This window comes from Geodermatophilus sp. SYSU D01186 (genome assembly GCF_054050215.1).
The window spans coordinates 229833-252230 of record NZ_JBJGYW010000001.1 but is presented as its reverse complement, the minus strand read 5'-3'; the positions used below and the strand labels follow the sequence as shown (position 1 = coordinate 252230).

Genomic DNA, 22398 nt, shown 5'->3' with positions numbered 1-22398 from the left:
CGGGGGCGTGTGCGCCCCCGGACCCGCTGTCGGTCGTGCGTGGTCAGCCGATCGGCGTCACGGGGTCGTGGGGACCGTGATCGTGCCGTCGATGATCTGCTGGCGGTAGCCGTCGATGTCGCTCTGGATGTCGTCGATGAAGCCACCGGTGGTGGCCAGGCCGACGCCGTCGACCTCGAGGTCGTAGACCTCGTTCTCGCCGCCGGTCACGTTGCCTTCGACGAACTCACCGATGAAGGTCTCGACGGCGACGTCGACGCGCTTGAGCATCGAGGTCATGATGACCGCCTGCTGAGCCGGGTCGTCGACCGTCTGGTACTGGTCGGAGTCGACGCCGATGGCACGGCCACCGGAGGCGGCGGCGGCCTGGAACACGCCGATGCCGGAGCCGCCGGCGGCGTGGTAGACGATGTCGGCGCCGGCGTCGTACATGCCCTGCGCCACGATCTGGCCGCGGGCCGGGTCGTTGAAGCCGGAGAAGTCACCGGCCGGCGAGATGTACTGCCGGTCGATGATGATCTGCGGGTTGGCCGCCTGGGCGCCGGCCACGAAGCCGGCCTCGAACTTCTGGATCAGCGGGGTCTCGACGCCGCCGACGAACCCGACGTGGCCGGTCTCGCTCTTCAGCGCGGCGGCGACGCCGGCGAGGAAGGAGCCCTGCTCCTCGGCGAACAGCAGGCCGGTGAGGTTCTCGGGGCTGCCGGCGTCCTCCACCGCGCCGTCGACCTGGGCGAAGGTCACGTCGGGGTACTGCTGGGCCACCTCGCCGATCACGTCGCTGTAGGCGAAGCCCACGGCGATGATCGGGTTGAAGCCCTGGTCGGCCAGCTGGGTCAGCAGGTCGGCGCGGTTGGAGGCGTCGGCGTTCGGGGAGAGCTCGGTGACCTCGCCACCGTGCTCCTCGATCGCGGCCTCGACCCCGGCCACGGCCGAGTCGTTGAACGAGCGGTCGCCGCGGCCGCCGGTGTCGAAGGCCAGGCCGATCTGCAGCTCGCTGCTCTCACCGCCACCGCCACCGCCGCCGGAGCTGCCGCCGCCGCCCTCCTCGTCGCTGGCACAGGCCGCCAGGGCCATGCTGCCGGCCAGCAGCAACGCCGCGGCCTTCATCTTCCGCGCTCGGCGCAAGACGGTCTCCTCTCTGGGGGGACGGGTCCGAGGGGAACCGGGCCCGCCCCGGTGTCATCCGGGGCCACGCGCCGGTGACCGGCACAGCCGGCCCACCACACGCGCGACCAGCGCACGCTAACCGCGGGCGGCGGCACCGCCGCCCCCTCCCCGGGAGACCGAGACGCGATCGTTGCGAAGGGGCGTTCCGGCAGTGGCGTGGGCCACCAGGACGGCTCCGCGCCGGTTCGGGCGGCCGCGCCGCTAGCGTCGACGCCATGGGACGACGGCGGCTGAGGGCGGGGGTCGCCGCAGTCCTCACCGCCGGGATGCTGCTGGCCGGAGCCGCGCCGGCGCTGGCCGAGGACCCCCGACCGACCGCCGATCCGGCAGCGCCCTCGCCCACCGCGCCCATGCCGGGCGGCCCGCCGCAGGGCACCGGCCCGGGCGGGGTCACCGTCGGCGGCGAGGGGCTGGACACCCGCGGCGTCGTCGTCACTGACGGCGCCGGCCCGCTGCCCGACGGACTGACCGCGGCGGGGTGGCTGGTCGCCGACGCCGGCAGCGGTGTGGTCCTGGCCGCCCGTGACCCGCACGGCCGCTATTACCCGGCGAGCACGCTCAAGACGCTGACGCTGCTCACCCTCGTGCCGGTGCTGGACCCGACCATGGTCGTGGAGGGCACCGTCGAGGACGAGAACATGGAGGGCAGCCGGGTCGGGATGGTGGCCGGTGGGCACTACCCGGTCTCGCTGCTGTTCGAGGCGCTGGTGATGCAGTCGGGCAACGACGCGGCCAACGCCCTGGCCCGGGCCGCCGGTGGCCTCGACGTCACCGTGCGGGCGATGAACGAGACCGCGGCGGAGATCGGCGCGTTCGACACCGTCGCCGGGTCACCGTCCGGGCTGGACGTGGCCGGCCAGACCTCGTCCCCCTACGACCTGGCGCTGGTGTTCCGCCGGCTGGTCGCCGACCCGCGCACCGCCGCCATCCTGCAGACCCAGGTCGCACAGATGCCGCCGGTGGAGGGGCGCTCCGAGGGCTACCAGATCCAGAACGAGAACCCGCTGCTCACGCGCTACCCGGGCGATCTGGGCGGCAAGACCGGCTTCACCGACGCCGCCCGGCACACCTACGTGACCGCCGCCGAGCGCGACGGCCGCCGCCTGGTGGTCAGCGTCATGAACACCGAGAACGTGCCGCTGCGCGCCTCCGACCAGGCCGCGCTGCTGCTCGACTGGGGCTTCGCCGTCCCCGCCGGGGCGCCCGGAGTGGGCGTGCTGGTCGACTCCGCGGCCGACGTCCCCGCCCCGGCGACCACCACCCCGCGGACGTCGTCACCTCCGGCCGTGCGGCCCGCGCCCGCCCCGGTGACCGCGGCCGCCGGCGAGCCGGCCGGGGGGGCGCCGCTGCTCGCGGTCGGGCTCGGCGCCGCGGCGGTCGCGGTCGTGCTCGCCACCGTGGCGGGCCGCCGCCGGGCGGTCCGCCGGGTGCCCCGCGGCACGGAGCAGCCGGTCAGTGGTCGGCCGGCGGCACCACCGGCTCCGGGCGCGCAGGGACCGCCGGGGCCGCCTCCTGGACCCGGGGCAGGGTCGCCGTCCACGCCGCGGTGAAGAGGGCGAACCGGCAGACGAGGTTGATCCACACGAGGATGCCGACGGCCCCGCCGAAGGCCGAGGCCGTGACGCTGCCGGAGATCAGCGCCAGGTAGAGGCTGCCCAGCAGCTTCATCACCTCGAAGCCGGCCGCGCCGAACAGCGCGCCGGGCAGCAGCCGCCGCAGCGGGTGGGACGTCGAGGGCACCACCTTGAGCAGCCACAGGAAGACCACGACGTCGGTGCCGACCGCCAGCGCGAGCCCCAGCAGGGTGGTGAGCACCCCCAGGCCCGGGGCGTCGGCGAGCCCGAGCAGGTCCAGCAGCCACCCGGTGGCCTGGGTGACCACCCCGGTGAAGCCGAGGCTGAGCAGCCCGGTGACGCCGAGCGCGAGCAGCGCGAGCAGGTCCTGCACGTTGTCGCGGAGGAACTCCGGCTCGTCGGCCCGTCCCTTCCAGATGCGTTCCATGCCCACGCGCAGCTTGTCCATGGCGCGCATCCCGGCGTAGAGGAAGCCGGCGAGCCCGATGACGCCGACGACGCCGGCCGAGCCCACCGCCGCGCGCAGCTCACGGACGATCTGCTCGCCGGTCGACCCCGGGAAGGCGTCGCGGATGGCGTCGTAGAGCTCGTCCTGCAGCAGCTGGTCCCCTGCCAGCACCAGACCGATGGCCGACGCCACGAGGAGCAGCACGGGGACCAGCCCCAGGAAGACGAAGTAGGTGACGCCCGCGGCCATCAGATCGCCCTGGGTGCGCTGGTAGCGGCCGCCCGCGCGGGCGAGGTGGTCGAGCCACGGCAGGCGGCGGCGCAGGCGGGTGACCAGCGAGTCCCAGCGATCGGTCAGCCGGGTGACCCGGGACCAGCGGCCACCGGTGGCCGGCTCGCCGGTGCCCGGTGGCGTGCTGGAGCGGCCGCCCGCCAGGGCCCCGCGCCGAGCGCGCGGGGCGTGCCGGGAAGGGGGGTCCTCTCTCAGCGCTCGGGACCGGTGAGCGGGTACTCCCGGGCGACGACCCACGAGCCGTCGGCGTTCTGCTCGAACTCGGTGAAGTGGCGGACCCGGAACTGTGCCGAGAGGTCGGCCAGGCCGTTGTAGGCGAGGTCGAGCATGTCGCCCGGGACGTCGTGGGCGACGGTCACGTGCGGGTGGTACGGGTAGGTCAGCGGCCGGGCCAGCGGCCCGCAGCGGACGTCGTTGGCGATGAGCTCGCAGTTGCCGATGCCCCGGGCGACGGCCACGAACACGACGTCGGAGACCGGCGCGAAGGTGCCGGTGCCCGACAGGTGCATGTCGAACGGCGGGTGGCTGGCCGCCACGGACGCCAGGTGCGCGCTGATGACCCCCCGGTCGGCGGCGACCACCTCGGTGGGTGGCAGCAGCGTGACGTGCGGGGGCACCAGGCTCGCCTGCGCGTCGCCGACCTTGGTCCGCCAGTCGACGAACAGCTGCGACCAGGGCTCGGGGATGGGCACGACCACGCCGAGGACGGCGGTCTCCGGCAGCGGGCGGCTGCGCGGCACGAAGGTGTCGTCGTTCATGCGCCCGCTCCGGCCGGTGGGAGGAAACCGACCCGGTCGTAGACGGCGGCGACGGTGCCGGCGGCGACCTCGCGGGCGCGGGCGGCACCGGCGGCGAGCACCCGCTCGAGCTCGGCCTGGTCGTCGAGCAGCTCCTGGGTGCGGTCCCGCACCGGGGTGACGAAGTCGACGACGACCTCGGCGAGCTCCTTCTTCAGGTCGCCGTACCCGCGACCGGCGAAGCGCTCCTCCAGAGCGGCGACGGTCTCCCCCGACAGCGCGCTGTGGATGGTCAGCAGGTTGGTGATGCCCGGCTTGGCGACCGGGTCGGCGACGATCTCGCGGCCGGTGTCGGTGACCGCCGAGCGGATCTTCTTCGCCGTCACCTTGGGGTCGTCGAGCAGGAAGACGCACCCGGCCGGCGGCAGGCTCTTGCTCATCTTCTTGTCCGGGGACTGCAGGTCCATGACGCGCGCCGCCCCCTCGGGGATGAAGCCCTCCGGCACCGGGAAGGTGTCGCCGAAGCGGCCGTTGAACCGGATCGCGAGGTCACGGGTCAGCTCGAGGTGCTGGCGCTGGTCGTCACCGACGGGCACCTGCTGCGCCTGGTAGACGAGGATGTCGGCGGCCATGAGCACCGGGTAGGTGAACAGACCGACGGTCGTGCCCGCCGTCCCCTCGCGCTGGCTCTTGTCCTTGAACTGGGTCATCCGGCTGGCCTCGCCGAAGCCGGTGAGGCACTCCAGCACCCACGACAGCTGCAGGTGCTCCGGCACGTGGCTCTGCACGAACAGCGCGCTGCGCGCGGGGTCGACGCCGAGCGCGAGCAGCTGCGCGGCCGAGACCAGGGTGTTGCGCCGCAGCTCCCCCGGGTCCTGCGCGACGGTGATCGCGTGCAGGTCCACGACGCAGTAGAAGGCCTCCGCCGTCTCCTGCAGGTCCACCCACTGGCGCAGGGCACCCAGGTGGTTCCCGAGGTGGAAGGAACCCGCCGTCGGCTGGATGCCGGAGAGCACACGGGGAAGAGGCACGTCGGCAATCAAACCAGCCGCCGGGGGGATGCCGCTCCGCGCGTGCCGGACGCCGTCGTCACCTGCGGCTCGTCAGGCGACCGGCGTGGCGGAGCGCACCCGGTCGAGGGCCTCGAGGAAGAGGTCGTCCTCCTCGGGGGTGCCCACGGTGACCCGGATGCCCTGGCCCGCGAACGGACGGGTGATGACCGCCCGCGCCTCGAGCGCGGCGGCGAGGTCGGCGGTCTCCTCCCCCACCGGCAGCCAGACGAAGTTGGCCTGGCTGTCGGAGACGTCCAGGCCCCGCTCGCGGAGGGCGGCGGTCAGCCGCTCCCGCTCGGCGGTGACCGCCGCGCACCGGCGGCGGACCTCGTCCTCGCTGGCCAGCGCGGCGACGGCCGCGGCCTGGGCGAGCATGTTCACGCTGAACGGCACGTGGGTCTTCCGGACCGCCTCGGCCACCGCCGGGTCCTCCGCGAGCAGGTAGCCGACCCGCAGGCCGGCCAGCCCCCACGCCTTGGAGAACGTCCGCAGCACGGCCACGTTGGGCCGCCCGCGCATCAGCTCCACGCCGTCGGGGACGTCGGGGTCGGTGACGAACTCGCGGTAGGCCTCGTCGAGGACGACGAGCGTCTGGGCCGGGACGGCGTCGAGGAACCGCTCCAGCTCCGCGCGGCGGACCGCCGTCCCGGTGGGGTTGTTGGGGTTGCAGACCAACACGACCCGGGTCGTGTCGTCGAGGGCCGCGGCGAGGGCCTCGAGGTCGTGGGTGTCGGCCGGCCCGCCGGGGCGGCCGGGCACGAGCGGCACCTGGATCGACCGCGCGCCGGCGACCTGGGCCAGCAGCGGGTACATCTCGAAGGAGCGCCAGGCGAAGGCGATGCTCGTGCCGGGGTCGTTGAACGACTGGGCCAGCTGCTGGCACAGCATGACCGCACCGCAGCCGGTGACCACCTGCGAGGGGTCGACGTCGTACCGCTCGGCCAGCGCCCGGGTGAGGACGACGGCGCCGTTGTCCGGGTAGCGGTTGGTCTCGGCGGCCGCGGTGGCCAGCGCCTCGACGACGGCCGGCAGCGGCGGGAAGGCGACCTCGTTGCTGGCCAGCTTGACCGCCTGGGCGACGCCGATCTCGCGGGCGAGGTCGGCGGGGTTGCGCCCCGGCTTGTAGGCGGGCAACTGCTGCACCGCCGGGCGTGCGCTGACCACGGGTCCCTCCTCCTGACCGCGCCGCCCGAGAACCGTCTCTAGGGTGGGCGCATGCGCGTTCTCGTCGCCGGTGGGGCCGGCTACATCGGCAGCGTAGTCACGGCCGCCCTCCTGCAGGGGGGCCACGAGGTCACCGTGCTGGACGACCTCTCCACCGGGCACGCCGACGCCGTCCCGGAGGGTGCGGCGTTCGTGCAGGCCTCGCTGCACGACTCGGCCCCGGTGCTGGCCGACGTCCGGCCCGAGGCGGTGCTGCACTTCGCGGCCAAGAGCCTCGTCGGCGAGTCGCAGGTCAAGCCGGAGATCTACTGGGACACCAACGTCGCCGGCACCCTGGCCCTGCTGGAGGCCATGCGGGCGGTCGACTGCCGCCGGATCGTGTTCTCCTCCACCGCGGCCACCTACGGCGAGCCCGAGCAGGTGCCCATCCGCGAGGACGCCCCCACCCGGCCGACCAACACCTACGGCGCCACCAAGCTCGCCGTCGACGCGATGCTCACCTCCTACGCCACCGCGTACGACTTCGCGGCGGTCAGCCTGCGCTACTTCAACGTCGCCGGCGCCGCCCACGGCCTGGGCGAGCGGCACACCACCGAGACCCACCTCATCCCGATCGCGCTGCAGGTGGTCGCGGGCACCCGCGAGGCGATGACGGTCTACGGCGAGGACTACCCGACGCCCGACGGCACCTGCATCCGCGACTACATCCACGTCTCCGACCTCGCCGACGCACACCTGCTCGCGCTGACCGCCCCCGCCCCGGGCGAGCACCGCATCTACAACCTGGGCAACGGCACCGGCTTCTCCGTGCAGGAGGTCGTCGACGCCGTCCGCGAGGTCACCGGCCACCCGGTGCCCGTGGTCGTCGGGGAGCGCCGCGCCGGCGACCCCGCGCAGCTGGTCGCCTCCAGCGACCGGATCCGCGCCGACCTGGGCTGGACGCCGCAGCACACCGACCTGGCCGGCATCGTCCGCGACGCCTGGGAGACCACCCGCGCCCGCGGCCGAGAGAGCTAGCCGGCAGTCGGTCCGCCGGTCGCGGGCTCGGGGTCGGGCGCCGGGCTGACCGACAGCCGCGCGATGCGGCGTCCGTCCAGCTCGAGGACGGTCAGCGTGCGCTCCTCGACCGTCACGGCGTCCCCGACGTCCGGGAGCCGGCCCAGCTCGGCCAGCACGTACCCGGCGACCGTCTCGTACGGGCCCTCGGGCAGCTGCACCCCGGTGGCCTCGCGGAAGTCGTCGAGGTTGAGCAGCCCGTCGACCTCCTGCGGGCCGCCGGGCACCTCCTCGGCGTCGTCCCCGACGTCCTCGTCGTACTCGTCGTAGATCTCGCCGATGACCTCCTCGATGAGGTCCTCGAGGGTGACGATGCCGTCGGTGCCGCCGTACTCGTCGACGACGATGGCCAGGTGGTGGTTCTCCCGCCGCATCTCCGACAACGCGGTGAGGACGCCGGCGGTGCCGGGCAGCCGCTTCACCTCGCGGACGAGGTCCCCCACGGTGGCCGCCCGCCCGGCGGGGTGGGCGGGCAGGAACAGGTCGCGGACGTGCACGAAGCCGATGACGTCGTCCTCGTCCCGACCGGCCACGGGGTAGCGCGAGTGGCTGGAGTCGTGCACCTGCTTGGCCGCCCGGCTGGCGGTCATCGACGCCTCCAGGAAGTCGACCTCGGTGCGGGGCGTCATCACCTCGCGCACCTCCCGGTCGCCGGCGCGAAACACCTCCCCGATCAGCCGGCGCTCGTCGGTGCTCAGGGACTCGTGGGCGGCGACGAGGTCGCGCAGCTCCTCCTGGCTGATCGCCTCCCCGCTGGCCTTCGGGTCACCGCCGAGCAGGCGGACCAGCAGGTTGGTCGAGACCGACAGCAGCCAGATGACCGGGCGGAACAGCGTCGCGATGCCGTTGAGCGGTGCGGCGACGATCAGGGAGAAGCCCTCCGCCCGCTGCAGCGCCAGGCGCTTGGGGGTCAACTCCCCGACCACCAGCGACAGGTAGCTGATCGCGATGGTGACGAGCACCAGCGCCAGCGTCGCCGCCAGCCCCTCCCCGATCCCCAGCGCCTCCAGCCGGTCGGCGAGCGGTGCGGACAGGGTGCTGGCGCCGAAGGCCGCGGAGAAGAACCCGGCCAGCGTGACGCCGACCTGGACGGCGGCCAGGAAGCGGTTGGGGTCGCTGAGCAGGCGGGCCACCGCCTTGCCCCGCCGTCCCGCGTTGTCGGCCATCGTGCGGACCTGGGACTCGCGCAGGCTGACCAGCGCGATCTCCGCGCCGGAGAAGGCGCCTCCGACGAGGACGAAGACGACGACCATGACGATGTTGAGCCAGACGTCGCTCACCGGCGGCGCGCTCCTCGGTCGAGACAGCAGGGACGGGGTCCATGCTGCCCGCCCTCCGCCGACGGCCCCACCGGGGGCGGTTGAGTCGAATCGGGTGTGACGTTGCTCACAGTCCCATGCCGATCACGGTCCGCATCCGGCTACTCTGCCCAAAGTAACGATCCGTGATCTAGCAACTCGTGAGGGTTACCTCGTGCACCACATGCCTTCGGGCCACCGGCCCCCCTCGCGGATCACCGTAGCGCTCTCCCGCGCCTTCGGCCTGCGTCGTGTCCTCCCCGTCTTCGCCGTCGTCCTCGCGGTCGCGGGCATCGCCTTCGCCGTGCCCGTCGTGTCGAACGTGGTGACCAGCTCCTCCGAGCAGGCCGCGCTGGAGGCCTCGTCGGCGTCGAGCCAGACCTCGTCCCGCGCCGGCCGGTCCGGCGGGTCGTCGTCGGCCCGTACGACCTCGGGGGGCGGCACGGTGCAGATGGGCGTGGACGGCGTCCCGGCCGGCCAGACCCCGGCCGAGACCCCCGCCGGCGCGACCCCCGAGACGCCGGCCGCCGAGCAGCCGGAGACCGCGCCGGCCGCCCCGGCCGAGGAGTCGACGCCGGCGCCCGCCCCCGCCGGGGAGCCGGCGGCCGAGGAGGCCCGCGACGAGCCGGCTCCCGTCGCGGCCGGCACGCCCGCCCCCGCGCCCCGCGCCGCCCCCGCGCCTCGCGCCGCCCCCGCGCCGGCGCCCGCCCCCGCGCCTCGCGCCGCTCCCGCCGCGCCGGCCGCGCCCGCCGCCCCGGGCGTCGAGGGCCAGGTGCTGACGCTGGTCAACCAGGCCCGCGCCGCCGCCGGCTGCGCGCCGGTCGTGGCCGACAGCGCCCTGGCCGCCGTCGCCCGCGCGCACAGCGCCGACATGCGCGACCGCGACTACTTCTCGCACGACACCCCGGAGGGCCTGGACCCGTTCGACCGCGCTCGGCAGGCCGGGATCTCCTACGCCCGCGCGGAGAACATCGCCTACGGCCAGGCGAACGCCACCGAGGTGATGGACGACTGGATGACCAGCCCCGGCCACCGGGACAACATCCTCGACTGCGAGCTGACCAAGCTCGGCGTCGGCGTCGCCGAGGGGTCCGGCGGCCCCTGGTGGACCCAGCTGTTCGGCGCCTGACGCCGCAGCCCCGCTCCGCATCTCCGGGGGAGTTGCTGCCTCTGGGCCGCATCAGAGCGCGACTCCCCCGGAATTGCGGGCCGCGAGCAGTGCCCGGTGGGCCGCCGTCCGGCCGCTGAAGACGGCCCGCGCCGGGACGAGCAGCCCGGCTCCGGCGATGCGCACGTCGAAGGAGTCCGGGAGGTCGGCGTCGGCGTAGACGCCGCGGAAGAGGCGTCGCCAGGCCGAGCTGCGCAGCTGGGCCGCCGTGAGCAGCCCCGCCGCAACGACGTCCGACGTGCGGAACACACGGCCTCGGAGAGCCGCGAGACGGTGAGGTCGGGGCACCGGATGAGGGTGCCGGGAGACGGCCTCCGCGCGCCGGCGTCGTCCACAGGGCACAACTCCGGGGAACGTGCTGGCGCCGTGCCCCGTGCAGCCGCGACTTCCTCGGAGTTGCGCGCCGCGCGGGGGTCGCACAAGCGGCAGCGGCCCCCTCACCTGGGGGCGAGGGGGCCGCTGCGAGACGAGCGACTACGTCAGGCCATGGCCTTCTGCAGGTTGCTGTCGATGGCCGCCAGGAAGTCCTGGGTGGTCAGCCACGGCGTGTCCCGGCTGATCAGCAGCGCGAGGTCCTTGGTCATCTGGCCGCCCTCGACGGTGTCGATGCAGACCTTCTCCAGGGTCTCGGCGAAGCGGGTCACCTCCGGGGTGTTGTCCAGCTTGCCGCGGTGGGCCAGGCCCCGGGTCCAGGCGAAGATCGAGGCGATCGGGTTGGTGGAGGTCGCCTCGCCGCGCTGGTGCGCCCGGAAGTGGCGGGTCACCGTGCCGTGGGCGGCCTCGGCCTCGACGGTGCGGCCGTCGGGGCTCATCAGCACCGACGTCATCAGGCCCAGCGAGCCGAAGCCCTGGGCCACGGTGTCGGACTGCACGTCACCGTCGTAGTTCTTGCAGGCCCAGACGTAGCCGCCCTCCCACTTGAGGGACGCGGCGACCATGTCGTCGATCAGCCGGTGCTCGTAGGTGATGCCGGCGGCCTCGAACTGGTCCTTGAACTCGGTCTCGAAGACCTCCTGGAAGAGGTCCTTGAACCGGCCGTCGTAGGCCTTGAGGATCGTGTTCTTCGTCGAGAGGTACAGCGGGTAGCCGCGCCCCAGCGAGTAGTTCATCGAGGCACGGGCGAAGTCGCGGATCGACTCGTCGAGGTTGTACATCGCCATCGTGACGCCGGCGCCCGGGGACTGGAACACCTCGTGCTCGATCGGCGCGGAGCCGTCCTTCGGGGTGAAGGTCAGCGTCAGCGTCCCCTCGCCGGGGAACCTGAAGTCCGTGGCGCGGTACTGGTCACCGAAGGCGTGACGGCCGACGACGATCGGCTTGGTCCAGCCCGGCACCAGCCGCGGCACGTTGGACATGATGATCGGCTCGCGGAAGATGACGCCGCCCAGGATGTTGCGGATCGTCCCGTTGGGCGAGCGGTACATGCGCTTGAGGCCGAACTCCTCGACCCGCGCCTCGTCCGGGGTGATCGTCGCGCACTTGACGCCGACGCCGTGCCGCTGGATCGCGTTGGCGGCGTCCACCGTGATCTGGTCGTCGGTCTCGTCGCGCTTCTCGATGCCGAGGTCGTAGTACTCGAGGTCGACGTCGAGGTACGGGAGGATCAGCTGGTCCTTGATGAACTGCCAGATGATCCGGGTCATCTCGTCGCCGTCGAGCTCGACGATCGTCCCCTCGACCTTGATCTTGCTCACGTCTGTGTTTCCCTCTCTGCAGCTCTGACCGGTCGGTCAGAGGTCGGCTACGTCAGCCTGCTTGGCGCGCACGGCCTCGGCCGCCTCGCGCAGCCCGGCCAGTTCGCTGTCGGACAGGTCGCCCTCGACCACTCGCCGGACGCCCTCGCGCCCGATCTCGGCCTCGACCCCCAGGTACACCCCGGAGATGCCGTACTCCCCGTCCACCCAGGCGCACACCGGCATGACCGCGCCGGAGTCCTCCATGACCGCGCGGGCCATGCGGGCCGCGGCGGCCGAGGGCGCGTAGTACGCCGAGCCGGTCTTGAGCAGCGCCACCACCTCGGCGCCGCCGTTGCGGGTCCGGTCGACCAGGTGCTCGATGCGGTCGGCGGCGAGCACGTCGGCCAGCGGCTTGCCGTCCACGGTGCAGCGCGAGGGCACGGGCACCATCGTGTCGCCGTGCGAGCCGAGCGTCAGGGTGCGCACCGAGGCGACCGGGACGCCGAGCTCCTCGGCGACGTTGTTGGAGAACCGGGCGGTGTCGAGCATGCCCGCCTGCCCCATGACCCGGTTCTTCGGGAACTGGGTGGCCAGCTGGGCCAGGGCGGTCATCTCGTCCAGGGGGTTGGACACCACGATGACCACGGCGTCCGGCGAGGTCTGCGCGATGTTCTCGGCGACCTGGCGGACGATCTTGGCGTTGGTCTCGATGAGGTCCATCCGGCTCATGCCGGGCTTGCGTGGCAGACCCGCGGTGATCACGACGACGTCGGACCCCTCGGTGCCCTCGTACGACCCGCCGCCGACGCCGACGACCCTGGTCTCGAAGCCCTCGATGGGCCGGGACTGGTTCATGTCGAGGGCGAGGCCCTCGGGCTTGCCCTCCACGATGTCGGTGAGCACGACGGTCTCGAAGATGTCGTACTCCGCGAGGCGGAGGGCGGTGGTCGAGCCGTAGAAGCCGGCACCGACGACGGTGACCTTGCCGTTCCTGGGCTGCTCTGCCATGGCGGCCAACCTATCGCTGGGGCGGCCACAGCGCCCGGTCGGGTGCCGGGCCTCGTTCACTCACCTGGTATCGCCAGGGCGAAGGCGGCGAGCGTGACCCCCACGCCGGCCAGCAGGACGACGTCCACGGGCCGGCTGCGGACGGCGAGGAACCCAACCCGCCGGACCGGGAGCAGCAGCCGCAGCAGTCCGCCGCCGACCAGCGCCACCCCGACGACGACCAGCCCCCGGCGCCAGTGCTCGAAGGTGACCATGAGCAGCCCGACCCCCACCACGACCAGCACCACCAGCAGCGGCAGCTGCCGCAGCAGGCCGGCCAGGAACGGCCGGCGGGTGTAGAGCGGCGGGCGGGACATCAGGCCGTGAGGACGTCCGCCGCGGCGGCCTGCTCGGCGGCCAGGACGACGTTCTGCAGCAGCATCGCGCGGGTCATCGGGCCCACCCCGCCGGGGTTGGGCGCCACGAACCCGGCCACGTCGACGACGTCCTTGGCGACGTCACCGGCGATCTTGCCCTCGACCCGGCTGACCCCGACGTCGAGGACGGCGGCACCCGGCTTGACCAGGTCCTTCGTCACCAGGCCCGGCACGCCGGCGGCCGCCACCACGATGTCGGCCGAGCGCAGGTGCCCGGCGAGGTCGCGGGTGCCGGTGTGGCAGAGGGTCACCGTGGCGTTCTCGCTGCGGCGGGTGAGCAGCAGGCCGAGCGGCCGCCCGACGGTGATGCCGCGGCCGACGACGACCACCTCGGCGCCGGCGATCGGCACGCCGTGGCGGCGCAGCAGCTCGACGATCCCGACCGGCGTGCACGGCAGCGGGCCCGGGACGTTGAGCACCAGCCGGCCGAGGTTGACCGGATGCAGCCCGTCGGCGTCCTTCGCCGGGTCCATGCGCTCGAGGACGGTGCTCTCCTCGATCCCCTCCGGCAGCGGCAGCTGCACGATGTAGCCGGTGCAGGCCGGGTCGGCGTTGAGCTCGTCGACGACCTCGAGGACGTCGGAGGGCGTGGCGGTGGCCGGCAGTTCGCGCTGGATGCTGGCGATGCCCACCTGCGCGCAGTCGGAGTGCTTGGCGTTGACGTACCACCGGCTGCCCGGGTCGTCGCCGACGAGGAGGGTGCCCAGCCCCGGCTGGTGACCGGCGGCGGTGAGTGCGGCGACCCGTTCGGTCAGCTCCGCCCGGATCGCTGCTGCGGTGGCCTTGCCGTCCAGGATCGTCGCGGGCACGCCCGACAGTGTGCCCGAGAGCCGCCCGCTGCCTGCGACCCCGCCCTAGGCTCGGGGGCAGCGGGGCGTCCCCGCCTGCCGACCCGCGAGGAGAGCAGATGACCGAGCGCGACCAGTCCCCGGCCGGCACGCACGGCGGCGCCGGCGACTGGCGGGAGCAGACGACGCCGGGGCTCCAGCCGGTGGGCAGCTCGCGCACCGACACCGGCTACGGCGGCGGCTACACGGCGGGCATGCCGCCCGCCGGTCCCCCGCCGGTACCGCCCCCCGCCGCCACCGCGCCGCCGTACTCCACCCGGCCGGTGCGGGTCCGCCGTCCCGACGCCCTGGCCGGGCTGCTGCTGGTGCTGGCCGGTGTGGCGGCCGGGGTCAGCGTGCTGCTGCGCTGGATCGCCGGCAGCGACCTGAGCGGGCTGGACCTGGTCCGGCGGGGCGTCGAGGGCCTGGGCCGCGACGCGGCCGAGGTCTTCTCCGACGGGATGTGGCAGCCCGTGGCCGTGGTCGCCGCGGGCGCGGTGCTGCTCGTGCTGGGCGTGCTGGCGCTGCTGCCGGCCCGCTCGCACCGCCTGCTCGGCGTGCTGGCGCTGCTGGTGAGCCTGGTCGGCTTCGCCGGGGTGCTCGTCCCGCTCTCCGACGCCCGGTGGGACGCCGACACCTTCGGCACCGGCTTCTGGTTCGCCGTCGCCGTCCCGGTGCTGGGCATCCTCGGCGCGGTCAAGCTGATGATGACCAGCCCGCGGAGGTGACCGGCGTCAGTCGGCGACCAGGGCGCCGTGGGCGCGGGCGAACTGGACCGCCTGCACGAGGTCCACGCGGACCCCGGTCAGCTCGAACGCCAGCCAGTTCACCGCGTCGGTCGACGCCCCGCGCAGGTCGGCGCCGCGCAGCCTGACCCCCTGCAGCCGGGCGCGGTCGAGGTCGGCGCCGGTGAGGTCGCACTCGCGCAGGTCGGCGTCGGTCAGGTCGGCCTCGCGGAACCGGTGCCCGGACAGGTCCAGCCCCGAGAGGTCCGCGCCGCGCAGCGAGGTCCAGCTCCAGTCGCTGTCGGTCGACGTCATGGGCCGCAGCTGCGCGCCGGGGAACTGCGAGCCGGTCAGCTTGCAGCCGTCCCAGGTGACGTCGAACAGCCGCGCCCGGTCGAACCGGCAGGAGAGGAACGCCGAGCCCAGGTGCCGGGAGCCGCCCATCCGCACCCCGGTCAGCACGCAGGACTCGAACACGCACCGCCGGGTGACCAGCTCCTCCAGCCCGGCGTCGTCGAACCGGCACCGGGTGAAGGTGACCCCGTCGAGCTCGGCGCCCCACCAGTCCACCCGGGCGAAGTCCTGCCCCTCGATCTCGGCTCCCGCCTCGGGCGGGCGGACGTGCGGGCGGGTCGACGGCATCAGTGGGCGAAGTGCCGCGTCCCGGTGAGGTACAGCGGCACGCCCGCGGCGGCCGCGGCGGCGATGACCTCCTCGTCGCGCACCGACCCGCCGGGCTGCACCACCGCGCGCACCCCCGCGTCGAGCAGCACCTGCAGCCCGTCGGCGAAGGGGAAGAAGGCGTCGGAGGCGGCCACGGCGCCGGCGGCGCGGTCCCCCGCCCGGGCGACGGCGAGCCGGGCGGCGTCCACCCGGTTCACCTGACCCATGCCGACGCCGACGGTCGCCTTCTCGTGCGCCAGCAGGATCGCGTTGCTGCGGACGGCACGGACACTGCGCCAGGCGAAGACGAGGTCGTCCAGGCCGGCGGCATCCAGGGGCTGGCCGGTGGCCAGCGTCCAGGTGGTCGGGTCGTCGCCGGGGGCGTCCACGCGGTCGGCGACCTGCAGCAGCAGCCCGCCGCTGACCGGCCGCAGCTCGGTGGCCGGCCGGCCGGCCTCCGGGAGCCGCAGCAGCCGGATGTTCTTCTTGGCGGTGAGCACCTCGACCGCGTCGTCGGTGAACGACGGGGCCACGACGACCTCGGTGAAGACGGCGGCGACCTGCTCGGCCATGGCGAGGTCGACCTCCCGGTTGGCGGCGATCACGCCACCGAAGGCCGACACCGGGTCACAGGCGTGCGCCTTGCGGTGCGCGGCAGCGATGTCGGGGCCGACGGCGATCCCGCAGGGGTTGGCGTGCTTGATGATCGCCACGCACGGGTCGGTGTGGTCGTGCGCGGCCCGCCAGGCGGCGTCGGTGTCGACGTAGTTGTTGTACGACATCTGCTTGCCGTGCAGCTGCTCGGCGTGGGCCAGCCCCGGCTGACCGCCGCGGTACAGCGCCGCCTGCTGGTGCGGGTTCTCCCCGTAGCGCAGGACGTCGGCCCGCTCCCAGCTGGCCGCGACCCAGGCGGGGAACACGGTCTCCTCCTCGGGGGCGAGCACGCTGCCCATCCACGAGGCGACGGCGATGTCGTAGCTCGCCGTGTGCCGGAACGCCGCCACCGCCAGGCGCTGCCGCTCCTGCAGGGTGAACCCGCCGGCGGACACCGCCGCGAGGACGTCGCCGTAGCGGGCGGGGTCGACGACGACGGCGACCGACGGGTGGTTCTTGGCCGCGGCGCGCACCATCGCCGGGCCACCGATGTCGATCTGCTCCACGCACTCGTCGGGACTCGCCCCCGAGGCGACCGTCTCGGTGAACGGGTAGAGGTTGACCACCACGAGGTCGAAGGGCGCGACGCCGAGTTCCTCGAGCTGCTGCACGTGCTCGGGCTTGCGGCGGTCGGCCAGGATGCCGGCGTGCACCGACGGGTGCAGGGTCTTGACCCGCCCGTCCAGGCACTCCGGGAACCCGGTGACCTGCTCGACCGGGGTGACCGGCACACCGGCGTCCGCGATGCGGCGGGCAGTGGCGCCGGTGCTGACCAGCTCGACGCCGGCCTCGGCGAGCCCGCGGGCGAGCTCCTCGATGCCGGTCTTGTCGTACACGCCCAGCAGCGCGCGGCGGATGGGGGTGCGGTCGCTCATCGGGGCTCCTCCTCGCCGGTGACGAGTCGCGCCACCGTGTCCACCAGGAGCTCGCGCTCCACGGTCTTGATCCGTTCGTGCAGCCGGGCCTCGTCGTCTCCCGGGAGGACGGGCACCTCCCGCTGGGCGAGCACCGGACCGGTGTCCACCCCGGCGTCGACCAGGTGCACCGTGCTGCCGGTGACGTCGACGCCGGCGGCGAGCGCGTCGCGGACGGCGTGTGCGCCCGGGAAGGCGGGCAGCAGCGCGGGGTGGGTGTTGACGAGCCGCCCACCGAAGGCGTCCAGCACGGCGGGGCCGACGATCTTCATGAACCCCGCGGAGACGACCAGGTCCGGCCGGTGCCCGGCGATCGCGGCGGCCAGCGCGGCGTCCCAGGCGCCGCGGTCGGCGTGGTCGCGCAGGCGGCAGGTGAAGGTCGCGATGCCGCGGCGGCGGGCGTGCTCGAGACCGTCGGCGTCGCGGTCGCTGCCCACGGCGACCACCGTCGCCGGGTAACCGGGGTCGTCGGCGGCCTCCAGCAGCGCCGCGCACAGCGACCCGGTACCGGAGATGAGGACCACGACCCGCGCCCGCGGGGACGGTACGTGGGCGGGCACCTCGCGATCCTATGAGGACCCGGCGCGGGTCCGGCGCGCGCCTCCGGGCGGACCGCTCAGGCCAGCGCCCGCCAGCGGCTGACAGCCGCCCCGACGGCTGCGGACATGCCGGCCTGGACGGCGAAGGCCAGTGCGGTGGCCACCGCGGGTGCCCCGACCTCGGCCAGTGCCGCGTCGCCGAGCGAGCCGCCGCCGATCGAGGCGAGCACACCGCACGCCACCCCGAGGAGGACGCCGGCGAGCACGCCCCACAGCCCGGCGACGACCGAGCCGCCCTCGTCTCCGCTGTCGCCGAACCGCCGGCCGAGGGCGATCCCCGCGACGAGGCCGGCCAGCGCCGGCACCGCCTGCGACAGGAACGCCACCAGCGGCACCGCCTGCGTGTCGGGCAGGGCGGCCAGCAGGGGCAGCGCGGGCACCGCCCCGAGGGTGACGCCGTGCACCGACACCAGGGTGCCGCTGCCCACCGCGAAGCCCGGGCCGGCGGCCAGCCCGATCGCGGCGGCCGCGGCGTTGGGCAGCAGGAGGACGCCCAGGGCGATCAGCCCGACCGCGCCGGCCGCCGAGCCGCCGAGGGAGCCGGAGAGCGTTGCGTAGCCCCGGGCGTCCGCGGCGAGCGCCACGGCGACCACGGCCAGCCCGAGGGCGAGCGCGGTGAGGAACCCGGCGAGCACCGCGCGCAGGAGGGGTCGCACGGGCGGTGGCAGCCGGTCGAGCACGAGGTCCAGGACGCCGGACTCCCGCGCCGTCCCCCACCCCGCGGCGACGACCGCGAGGACCGCGGCACCGACGAGGCAGCGGAGCAGGTCCACCCGGGCGCCGGCGTCGTCCACCGCGAGGGCCAGGAGGAGCGCGACGACGGCGTGCGGGACGGCGAGACCGGCGACGACGGCGGCCGCGCCCCGCACCTCGCCGACGTCGCAGGAGCGGACCACCCCCCGGCCGGCGCTGGACAGGCCCCACGCAATGGCGAGGGTGAGCAGCAGCGGGGCGAGCACCAGCGGCCCGGAGCCGAGCACGAGCCCGCCGCCCTGGGCGAGCAGCCACAGCCGGCCGGCCAGTCGCGCCGAGCCCGCGACCGGCAGACCGCCGGCGGGGTCGAGCGTCTGCACGACGACCACGGCGAGGCCGAGCCCGAGCAGGCCGAGCAGGGAGACCGCCACGGCGGCCACGGCGGCGAGCACGGCGGGGTGCCGCAGGAGGCCGGCGCCCGACTCCCGCTGCCCGGGCAGCGTCAGGCGTGCGAGCAGGGAGACCACGGCTCCACTCTCGCAAGGCCGGACCACGATCGCCGCGATCCGCGCCCAACCCGGCCCCACAAAGGCGGCGAGGGCCGGCGACCCGCAGGTCACCGGCCCTCGCCGGGGTGAGAGGTGCGTCTCGGTCAGCCGTGGCCCGGGTTCGGACCGGACTCGCTGCCGGAGGCGGTGGACCCGCCGGGCCCACCCGGGCCTGCACCAGACCCGGGCTGCGCGGACGGCGGGGGCGGCGGCGGGGGCACGCGGCGCTCCTGGGCCTGGCCGGCGGGCGGCTGGCCTGCACCCGGGCTCTGCGGCGGCTGGCCGTAGGGCGGCTGCTGGCCGTACGGCTGCTGCTGGGCCGGGTACCCGTACGACGGCCGGCCGGGCGCGCCCTGCTGCCCGCCGAACTGCTGGCCCCCGAACTGCGGTGCCTGCTGGTCGGTCCACCGCGTGGCGTCGGCCGGCCCCCCGCCGGAGGCCGGGCGGTGGCGCAGCTCCGGCAGCAGCCGGAGGACGGCGAACACGAGGACCGCGGCCGCGGCGAGGAAGCCCAGCAGTGCCCAGACGGAGAACGAGAAGCCCTCGCTGAAGGAGTCCAGCCACCCCAGCAGCGCGAACAGGAAGCCCAGCGCCGCGAGGCCGACCGTGATGGCCGAGCGCGGGAAGCCGAGCCGGAGGTCGACGAACGCCGGCAGCAGCGCCCACACCGTGGCGAGCAGGAAGAGGAAGACCGCCGTCGTGACCTGGCCGGACTGCCAGCCGCTGAAGCTGATGTCGGACCCGAAGAAGGCGTCGTCGATCTGGTACCAGGGGAGGAACGCCAGCACGAGGAACAGCAGCGTGCCCCCGGCGATGACGTAGTCGGCCAGCCGGAGCCTCCCGAGGTCGAAGCCCACGGAGGCGCCGGGCCCGCCCGGCCGGCCGTAGGGATCCTGCCCGTACGGCGGCCGGCCGTAGCCGGGCTGCTGCGCGTAGGGGTTCGGCGCATGGCCCGGCTGCCCGCCGTAGGGCGGCTGCCCGTACGGCTGGACGTAGGACGGCTGGCCGTGGGGCTGCTGGCCGTAGCCGGCCTGCGGCGGGTAGGGCTGCTGGCCGTAGGGCGGCTGCCCGTACTGGGGCTGCTGCCCGTACTGGGGCTGCCCGTACTGGGGCTGCCCGTACTGGGGCTGCCCGTACTGGGGCTGCCCGTACTGGGGCTGCCCGAACTGCGGCTGCTGACCGTAGGGCGGCTGGCCGCCCGGCTGCTGTTGCCCGTACCCGGAGGGCGGGGGCTGCTGACCGGGGCGGGGGTCGTGCCCGGAGCCGGACTGCTCCCCGTGCCGCGGCTCCTGCCCCGGCTGGGAGCCGTACCCCGGCTGTCCCTGCTCGCCCGGGGGCGGAGGCTGACTGGTCATCGCGGGGCGCTCCTCAGTAGTGGCTCGATCACTTCCCGCATCGTCGGCGCGCGGGAGGCGCCGGTGCAACCGTGGCGCGCCTCGCCTCACCCGTGGTGAACGCTACCGAGCCCCGGGGACGCCGCTGCCCGGCGACCTCGTACGAGATCGCCGGGCAGCAGGTGACGTGCTGGAACGGCCACCCTTCAGGGACCCACGCCGGGCCTGCGAGGCGTGGGGGGAAGGGTGGTCCTCCTTCAGGCGCCGACGATCTCCCGCATGAGGCGGGCGGTCTCCGACGGCGTCTTGCCCACGCGGACGCCGGCGGCCTCGAGGGCCTCCTGCTTGGCCTGCGCGGTGCCGGCCGAGCCCGAGACGATGGCGCCGGCGTGGCCCATGGTCTTGCCCTCGGGGGCGGTGAACCCGGCGACGTAGCCGACGACCGGCTTGGTGACGTTGGCCTTGATGAAGTCGGCGGCCCGCTCCTCGGCGTCCCCACCGATCTCACCGATCATCACGATGGCCTCGGTCTCCGGGTCCTCCTGGAAGGCCTGGAGGCAGTCGATGTGCGTGGTGCCGATGACCGGGTCGCCACCGATGCCGACGCAGGTGGAGAAGCCGATGTCCCGGAGCTCGTACATCATCTGGTAGGTCAGCGTGCCGGACTTGCTGACCAGCCCGATCTTGCCCTGCTTGGTGATGTTGGCCGGGATGATGCCGGCGTTCGAGCGGCCGGGGCTGATCAGGCCGGGGCAGTTCGGACCGACGATCCGGGTCGAGCCACCCTGCGCGTGGGCCCAGAAGTAGGTCGAGTCGTGCACCGGGATGCCCTCGGTGATGACGACGGCGAGCCCGATCTGGGCGTCGACGGCCTCGATGACGGCGTTCTTGGCGCCGGCCGGGGGCACGAAGATGACGCTGACGTCGGCGCCGGTCTCCTTCATCGCCTCGGCGACGGAGCCGAACACCGGGACGCCGGTGCCGTCGAAGTCGACGCTCTGGCCGGCCTTCTTCGGGTTCACGCCACCGACGATCGCCGTCCCCGAGGCCAGCATGCGCTGGGTGTGCTTGCGCCCCTCGGAGCCGGTCATGCCCTGGACGATGACCTTGCTGTTCTCGTTGAGGAAGATCGACATCTCTGTAGCTGTCCTGTCCGGTCGGTGGTTCAGGCGGCGGCGAGCTCGGCGGCCCGGCGCGCGGCGCCGTCCATCGTGTCCACCAGGGTCACCAGCGGGTGGTCGGCCTCGGCGAGGATCCGCCGGCCCTCCTCCACGTTGTTGCCGTCGAGCCGGACGACCAGCGGCTTGGTCGCCTCGTCGCCCAGCAGGCCGAGGGCGCTCACGATGCCGTTGGCGACGGCGTCGCAGGCGGTGATGCCGCCGAAGACGTTGACGAACACGCTCTTCACGGCGGGGTCGGACAGGATGATGTGCAGGCCGTTGGCCATGACCTCCGCGGACGCGCCACCGCCGATGTCGAGGAAGTTGGCGGGCTTGACGCCACCGAACTCCTCACCGGCGTAGGCGACGACGTCCAGGGTGCTCATCACGAGCCCGGCGCCGTTGCCGATGATGCCGACCTCGCCGTCGAGCTTGACGTAGTTGAGGTCCTTCTCCTTGGCCGCGGCCTCCAGCGGGTCGGCGGAGGCGGCGTCCTCGAGCGCGGCGTGCTCGGTGTGCCGGAAGCCGGCGTTGTCGTCGAGGGTCACCTTCGCGTCGAGGGCGAGCACGGTGCCGTCGGGCGCCTTGGCCAACGGGTTGACCTCGACCAGGGTGGCGTCCTCCTTGGAGAACACGTCCCACAGCTGGACGGCGATCGCGATGACCTGGTCGCGGACCTCGGCGGGGAACCCGGCCGCGTCGACGATCTCGGTGGCCTTGGCGGTGTCGACGCCGACCGTGGCGTCCACGGGGATGCGGGCGAGGGCCTCGGGGCGCTCGACGGCGAGCTGCTCGATCTCCATGCCGCCCTCGACGCTGGCCATGGCCAGGAAGGTGCGGTTGGCGCGGTCGAGGAGGTAGGAGAAGTAGTACTCCTCGGCGATGTCGCTGGCCTGCGCCACCATCACGCGGTGGGTGATGTGGCCCTTGATGTCCAGGCCGAGGATGTCCTGGGCGCGCGCCTTGGCGGTCTCGGGGTCGTCGGCGAGCTTGACGCCGCCGGCCTTGCCGCGGCCCCCCACCTTGACCTGCGCCTTGACGACGACGGGAGCGGCGATCTCCCGCGCGATCGCCTCCGCCTGCTCGGGGGTCTCGGCGACACCGCCGGGCAGCACGGGCACGCCGTGAGAGGCCAACAGGTCACGGGCCTGGTACTCGAAGAGATCCACGAACAGGCACCGTAACCCCCGCGGAATGCCGCCGTCGCCTCCACGGCGGAGGGCGTG

Annotated in this window: 22 protein-coding genes; 4 read left to right on the top strand and 18 right to left on the bottom strand. The window is 74.2% G+C overall.

Features of this window, described 5'->3' with window-relative positions:
• Positions 1-57: 57 nt before the first annotated feature.
• Positions 58-1125: a BMP family lipoprotein gene (locus ACI784_RS01335; protein ID WP_457012305.1), complete on the bottom strand. Its 1068-nt coding sequence runs from the start codon at positions 1123-1125 to the stop codon at positions 58-60.
• 257 nt (positions 1126-1382) lie between these two features.
• On the opposite strand from ACI784_RS01335, the gene ACI784_RS01330 reads away from it, so the two are divergent.
• Entirely contained in the window at positions 1383-2717 is a 1335-nt protein-coding gene (locus ACI784_RS01330; RefSeq protein ID WP_457012303.1) for a D-alanyl-D-alanine carboxypeptidase family protein, read from the top strand.
• On the opposite strand, the gene ACI784_RS01325 is transcribed toward ACI784_RS01330, so the two are convergent.
• The 4 genes from ACI784_RS01325 to hisC form a co-directional block, all read right to left on the bottom strand.
• On the bottom strand, positions 2620-3438 hold the full coding sequence (locus tag ACI784_RS01325; protein WP_457012302.1) for a YihY/virulence factor BrkB family protein: 819 nt from the start codon (positions 3436-3438) through the stop codon (positions 2620-2622). The genes ACI784_RS01330 and ACI784_RS01325 overlap by 98 nt on opposite strands.
• Positions 3439-3671: 233 nt before the next feature.
• Positions 3672-4238, bottom strand: a complete 567-nt coding sequence (locus ACI784_RS01320) for a 2'-5' RNA ligase family protein (protein WP_457012301.1) — start codon at positions 4236-4238, stop codon at positions 3672-3674.
• Positions 4235-5248 (bottom strand): tryptophan--tRNA ligase, encoded by a 1014-nt coding sequence (gene trpS / locus ACI784_RS01315; RefSeq protein ID WP_457012300.1) that lies wholly within the window; start codon positions 5246-5248, stop codon positions 4235-4237. The genes ACI784_RS01320 and trpS overlap by 4 nt, the downstream gene beginning before the upstream one ends.
• 72 nt (positions 5249-5320) lie before the next feature.
• Positions 5321-6433 (bottom strand): histidinol-phosphate transaminase, encoded by a 1113-nt coding sequence (gene hisC, locus ACI784_RS01310; RefSeq protein WP_456923013.1) that lies wholly within the window; start codon positions 6431-6433, stop codon positions 5321-5323.
• 51 nt (positions 6434-6484) lie between these two features.
• On the opposite strand from hisC, the gene galE reads away from it, so the two are divergent.
• Complete coding sequence (galE, locus tag ACI784_RS01305) at positions 6485-7450, top strand: UDP-glucose 4-epimerase GalE (protein WP_456923012.1); 966 nt, start codon at positions 6485-6487, stop codon at positions 7448-7450.
• Here galE and ACI784_RS01300 read toward each other — a convergent pair.
• Complete coding sequence (locus ACI784_RS01300) at positions 7447-8769, bottom strand: hemolysin family protein (protein WP_456923011.1); 1323 nt, start codon at positions 8767-8769, stop codon at positions 7447-7449. The two genes, galE and ACI784_RS01300, sit on opposite strands and share 4 nt — an antisense overlap.
• A gap of 202 nt (positions 8770-8971) precedes the next feature.
• Here ACI784_RS01300 and ACI784_RS01295 point away from each other — a divergent pair, with 202 nt between their 5' ends.
• The gene (locus tag ACI784_RS01295) at positions 8972-9916 is read left to right on the top strand and encodes a CAP domain-containing protein (RefSeq protein WP_457012319.1); all 945 of its coding nucleotides are present in this window, start codon (positions 8972-8974) and stop codon (positions 9914-9916) included.
• Positions 9917-9967: 51 nt separating this feature from the next.
• Here ACI784_RS01295 and ACI784_RS01290 read toward each other — a convergent pair whose 3' ends face one another.
• The 5 genes from ACI784_RS01290 to ACI784_RS01270 form a co-directional block, all read right to left on the bottom strand.
• On the bottom strand, positions 9968-10204 hold the full coding sequence (locus tag ACI784_RS01290; RefSeq protein ID WP_457012299.1) for a hypothetical protein: 237 nt from the start codon (positions 10202-10204) through the stop codon (positions 9968-9970).
• Between the two features lie 230 nt (positions 10205-10434).
• Positions 10435-11649 carry an NADP-dependent isocitrate dehydrogenase gene (locus ACI784_RS01285; protein ID WP_456923008.1) on the bottom strand — a complete coding sequence of 405 codons (1215 nt, stop codon included), beginning with the start codon at positions 11647-11649 and terminating at the stop codon, positions 10435-10437.
• Between the two features lie 36 nt (positions 11650-11685).
• Positions 11686-12639: a malate dehydrogenase gene (mdh, locus tag ACI784_RS01280; protein WP_456923007.1), complete on the bottom strand. Its 954-nt coding sequence runs from the start codon at positions 12637-12639 to the stop codon at positions 11686-11688.
• A 56-nt stretch (positions 12640-12695) separates the two neighbouring features.
• Positions 12696-12995 carry a DUF3017 domain-containing protein gene (locus tag ACI784_RS01275; protein ID WP_456923006.1) on the bottom strand — a complete coding sequence of 100 codons (300 nt, stop codon included), beginning with the start codon at positions 12993-12995 and terminating at the stop codon, positions 12696-12698.
• On the bottom strand, positions 12995-13864 hold the full coding sequence (locus ACI784_RS01270; protein ID WP_456923005.1) for a bifunctional methylenetetrahydrofolate dehydrogenase/methenyltetrahydrofolate cyclohydrolase: 870 nt from the start codon (positions 13862-13864) through the stop codon (positions 12995-12997). Before ACI784_RS01270 ends, ACI784_RS01275 begins: the two co-directional genes overlap by 1 nt.
• 98 nt (positions 13865-13962) lie before the next feature.
• Here ACI784_RS01270 and ACI784_RS01265 point away from each other — a divergent pair, with 98 nt between their 5' ends.
• The gene (locus ACI784_RS01265; RefSeq protein ID WP_456923004.1) at positions 13963-14610 is read left to right on the top strand and encodes a hypothetical protein; all 648 of its coding nucleotides are present in this window, start codon (positions 13963-13965) and stop codon (positions 14608-14610) included.
• Between the two features lie 6 nt (positions 14611-14616).
• Here ACI784_RS01265 and ACI784_RS01260 read toward each other — a convergent pair whose 3' ends face one another.
• The 7 genes from ACI784_RS01260 to sucC all read right to left on the bottom strand — a co-directional run bounded on the left by ACI784_RS01260 (position 14617) and on the right by sucC (position 22341).
• Entirely contained in the window at positions 14617-15249 is a 633-nt protein-coding gene (locus ACI784_RS01260) for a pentapeptide repeat-containing protein (protein WP_457012297.1), read from the bottom strand.
• Positions 15249-16799 carry a bifunctional phosphoribosylaminoimidazolecarboxamide formyltransferase/IMP cyclohydrolase gene (gene purH / locus ACI784_RS01255; protein WP_457012296.1) on the bottom strand — a complete coding sequence of 517 codons (1551 nt, stop codon included), beginning with the start codon at positions 16797-16799 and terminating at the stop codon, positions 15249-15251. Before purH ends, ACI784_RS01260 begins: the two co-directional genes overlap by 1 nt.
• Positions 16796-17398, bottom strand: coding sequence for a phosphoribosylglycinamide formyltransferase (gene purN / locus ACI784_RS01250; protein WP_456923001.1), 603 nt, complete (start codon positions 17396-17398; stop codon positions 16796-16798). The genes purH and purN overlap by 4 nt, the downstream gene beginning before the upstream one ends.
• 56 nt (positions 17399-17454) lie before the next feature.
• Positions 17455-18657, bottom strand: coding sequence for a cell division protein PerM (locus ACI784_RS01245; protein WP_457012295.1), 1203 nt, complete (start codon positions 18655-18657; stop codon positions 17455-17457).
• 125 nt (positions 18658-18782) lie between these two features.
• The gene (locus ACI784_RS01240; protein ID WP_457012294.1) at positions 18783-20033 is read right to left on the bottom strand and encodes a hypothetical protein; all 1251 of its coding nucleotides are present in this window, start codon (positions 20031-20033) and stop codon (positions 18783-18785) included.
• A 236-nt stretch (positions 20034-20269) separates the two neighbouring features.
• Positions 20270-21148: a succinate--CoA ligase subunit alpha gene (sucD, locus tag ACI784_RS01235; protein WP_457012293.1), complete on the bottom strand. Its 879-nt coding sequence runs from the start codon at positions 21146-21148 to the stop codon at positions 20270-20272.
• Between the two features lie 29 nt (positions 21149-21177).
• Entirely contained in the window at positions 21178-22341 is a 1164-nt protein-coding gene (gene sucC, locus ACI784_RS01230; protein ID WP_456922997.1) for an ADP-forming succinate--CoA ligase subunit beta, read from the bottom strand.
• Positions 22342-22398: the final 57 nt, after the last annotated feature.